The organism is Fulvivirga sp. M361, assembly GCF_007097395.1.
Lineage (GTDB): Bacteria > Bacteroidota > Bacteroidia > Cytophagales > Cyclobacteriaceae > Fulvivirga.
This window is the reverse complement of the sequence record NZ_VKDC01000082.1, coordinates 1-3,465: the sequence shown is the minus strand read 5'-3', so window position 1 is coordinate 3,465 and position 3,465 is coordinate 1. Positions and strand designations below refer to the sequence as shown.

3 protein-coding genes are annotated in these 3,465 nt (G+C 41.2%); 2 read left to right on the top strand and 1 reads right to left on the bottom strand.

The window, feature by feature from the left end:
• Nucleotides 1-156: 156 nt before the first annotated feature.
• Both FNH22_RS31570 and FNH22_RS31565 read left to right on the top strand, forming a co-directional pair.
• Nucleotides 157-1,356, top strand: a complete 1,200-nt coding sequence (locus FNH22_RS31570; RefSeq protein WP_143402533.1) for an RHS repeat domain-containing protein — start codon at nucleotides 157-159, stop codon at nucleotides 1,354-1,356.
• A 1-nt stretch (nucleotide 1,357) separates the two neighbouring features.
• Nucleotides 1,358-1,987, top strand: coding sequence for a hypothetical protein (locus FNH22_RS31565; RefSeq protein ID WP_143402532.1), 630 nt, complete (start codon nucleotides 1,358-1,360; stop codon nucleotides 1,985-1,987).
• Nucleotides 1,988-2,347: 360 nt separating this feature from the next.
• On the opposite strand, the gene FNH22_RS31560 is transcribed toward FNH22_RS31565, so the two are convergent.
• Complete coding sequence (locus FNH22_RS31560; RefSeq protein WP_143402531.1) at nucleotides 2,348-3,223, bottom strand: HEPN domain-containing protein; 876 nt, start codon at nucleotides 3,221-3,223, stop codon at nucleotides 2,348-2,350.
• Nucleotides 3,224-3,465: the final 242 nt, after the last annotated feature.

Sequence of the window (3,465 nt, the reverse complement as noted above, 5' to 3'; positions counted from 1 at the left end):
GAACAAATTACTTGCTAGAATATTCGCTGTAGTTAAAAGAGAAACACCTTACGTCGAAATTTTTAACTATGCAGCGTAAAATTGTACTTTTTTTATTGTTTAAGTCTTAGAATACTGGCCGGTTTAAGAGTGGTAGGATGTTTTGACTCCAACAAGGTGGAACATTACGGGTTCGAAGAAGCCAACTACAAAGCGGAAAGGCTGGCCATAGAAGAAATGATCGTAGAGACGGAAGGCCACCTACATGTTTTTGTCAGTAATGAAGGAGAAAATGTCAGACCCGTTTACTTCGATGATCTGAAGATCGAGCAACGGACAGTGGCTACACCCGAGCAAATGGCGATCAGGCAGCAAGCCATGGCCCGGTCAACTTCGGGTTGTGATGGAGTTAATTATCTTTACAATGGTATAGAACTAAACAAAGAAACACAAGTCTATGAAACGGAATTCAGAGGGTATGACCCTGCGCTGGGAAGGTTCATGCAAATTGACCCTCTGGCCGGTACCGTTCCCGGAGTCACCGGGTATAATTTTGGATTTAACAACCCCATGAAATTCAAAGACCCGCTCGGACTTATGGGAGACAATAGCCAGGACATGTTCGGCAGAGACCGGTTTGATAATTTCACAGGCATATACATTCCTCCTTTTGCAAGAGGGGCGCATCGGGATACTTCGCACGAATGGGCGGAAAGCCTGGAAGCAAATAAAAATAATGACAGTAAAAAGAACGAGAAAACCTACAAATTAGCTCCATATGGAACGGAAACACGTCGTAAAAATGGTGAACTTATATCACTTACAGTGGAGGGGTATTATTTGGTTCCGGTTGAGGATCAACAATCAGGGGGGATAAACCCGGCTAATTTAGCTAGTGATCTCGCGGGTGAATCAATAGTTCACAATCTTCGAAGAGTCTGGGAAATTTATAATGAACTTGGAACATCAGGTACCATTTCAGGTGAACAAGTAATCGATCCTGAAACTATGGATTGGTTTGCCCAACACGGTAGTTGGGGTGGCTTAGCGACACAAACCAAGCCTTGTACTATAGCAGGTCAAAAGGTTCATGTTAACTTCATCCATCAGAGTGGTGAGAGGAAGGTTTTTGGTGCATCCATTAGTCGTATTACTACACCAGGAGTTCAAAATGGAAAATATGTAGGTGGAAATCTAGGTGCTCAAGTAAGGTTTGGTTGGGGGCCAGTAGAATTTAGCATAAACTTCAGTAAAAGTCAGCTTTATAATAACGGGGGTGCTGATTTTCGAAATGCACTCAAGTATATGAATAATCTCAAAGGCCATATTCAAGGTTACAACACTGGCCTACCATTTCAAACGTCTTATCCTTATTAATATGAACAAGCTATTAGTTGCCGTTGTAGTAATTAGTTTGTGTTTTTCATGTAACTCTAAGCAAGAAGAAAAAACACTTGAACCTAACTACAGTACGATTGAAAGAAAAGCATTAAGGTACTTTGTTGATAGCTTGCTATATCGTAATCAAATTTTCGCTTTTGAAAAAGAAACTTACGATAGTTCAAATCTGATCTTACCCCCTTCTATATACTATGATTCATCCATGTATCTAAAAGAAGGCCTTTTTGCTGGCTTTGACATTTATGCAGATTCTATAATAACAGGGTTGAGCACGTCATTTATGGATAGTGTTGAACTTGAATATGCATCGGATGATATAAAACAAGAACAAAATATTTTGCAAAAGAATTATGATTCGTTGGTTTATGATCTTCAAAGTTTAATAGTTGATTTGCCAGAATTAATTAAGCCAATAGATCAGAAGGAATTTGAAGTTTTGCGTCCGAGTCAATCCATGTTTTTAGAAATAAAACAAGCACTCCCCTATACAGGAGGTAATAAAGTAATTGAATTTAAAATCACTCGATATTATTCAACTACTCATGATAGTTATGACCTATACATTATCATGGATGAAAATAGAGTTATTGATTGGTTTTTCGATTAATCTAAACTTCCTCGATCAAACCGGAAGAGCCTTAAATCAACTCAAATGGCATATGTTTAGAACGCTTGACAAGGAGTTTTTATTACAACGCGTATGACGCTAGTTGATCGTATCTTATCTAGTTCTATGACTGGTTTTGACGTGCTCCAATCTTCGGGGGGAGATATGAATGCAGTCATAGGCGCATTCGCAAAGTTCCTTAGACTTTCCCCTGGAGCGCATTTAGCAAAGCGTAATGCGTTCCAATTTTTCTTATAAAAGTCGAACATGTAGCATTTGTAATGCGCCTATTTTTTAGTAAACTTATTTTGATTGGGATTTTAAGAACCACATCTTAGTTTTACCTCACTAACCACCCTTTCACGCATTCCCCCGTCCAATCTGTCCAATCTTCTCCTTGCAAAGCTTCTCCGTAAGCCCTTTCAATTGTCCCACCTTCTCGGCCAGGTAGTCCAGCTCCTCTTTAGAAATACTATACTCATCCATCTTATAGCGCGCATCTACATAGGCCCTTCGAAGCAACTCAAAAAGCCGTTTTTCTTCATCGGTGGAGTGAGGGAATACCGCAAAGCGAGGGTCACAGTTTTTCACCCGCAGGTCCAGCCGCTCCAGGTCATGCTCTTTGGGGCGGTAGTCTGTGTAGACCAGCAGGATGGTAGTATAGTAGCGTTCGGTAGCTTGATGGAGTTCAAAAGCAGCTTTGTGATAATCGTTTCTATCCATCCCATGCTGAAAATCAATCAAGAAGCTATTTGCACTTTCATACCACTGATCAAAATACCCCTGTGCTTTTTCCCGGGCCTCTTCCGCGGTGAGCTTCTTAGGGTTTTGCAGGTGTACCTTGCCGGTATCATACAGTACAATACCTTCCTTTTTAATGTCCTTGAAGAAGTAGTTGCCCTGCATCAGGGACTGGTTCAGATGCTTGCCGGAGTGGAAGATGAGGCTGACGGGTGTTTTCACAATGCCGGTATCCCGTAATACCTCGTTCACTTTAGTTTCTATTTTCAGGTGGCATTTCAGGTCGTCATGGAGGGTGACTACCAGCAGGTCATAGTCGCTTTTGTATTCGTAGAGGATGCCTTTTTCCACGTAGGTGTCTTCCACATACTCGCCCCGGGCATAGCTGCCGAACAGGATCACCATTTCTACTTTTTTCATGCTGCTGAGCAGCTTGGTGATGTTCTGTAATTCTTCCTGCTTGGTAAGGGGTAATTTCTGTAATGCTTCGTTCACGGGTGTAAAATAATGGATTATTTCCTGGCACTAAATATAGGTCAATATTTCGTGGATTTAAAAACCCTTAAGGATGAAGGAAGTAGGTGCTGGGCGTGCTCTGGAACAGTCTCCGTCCATTAGCTAAAACGTAAACCTATTACAGGACAATGAATAAAATGACAATAAAATGCAGGATTAGACTTGAGAGCGACAACACCATGCAGGACTATATCCTGGCCTGTCTACTTACACTAGGATTG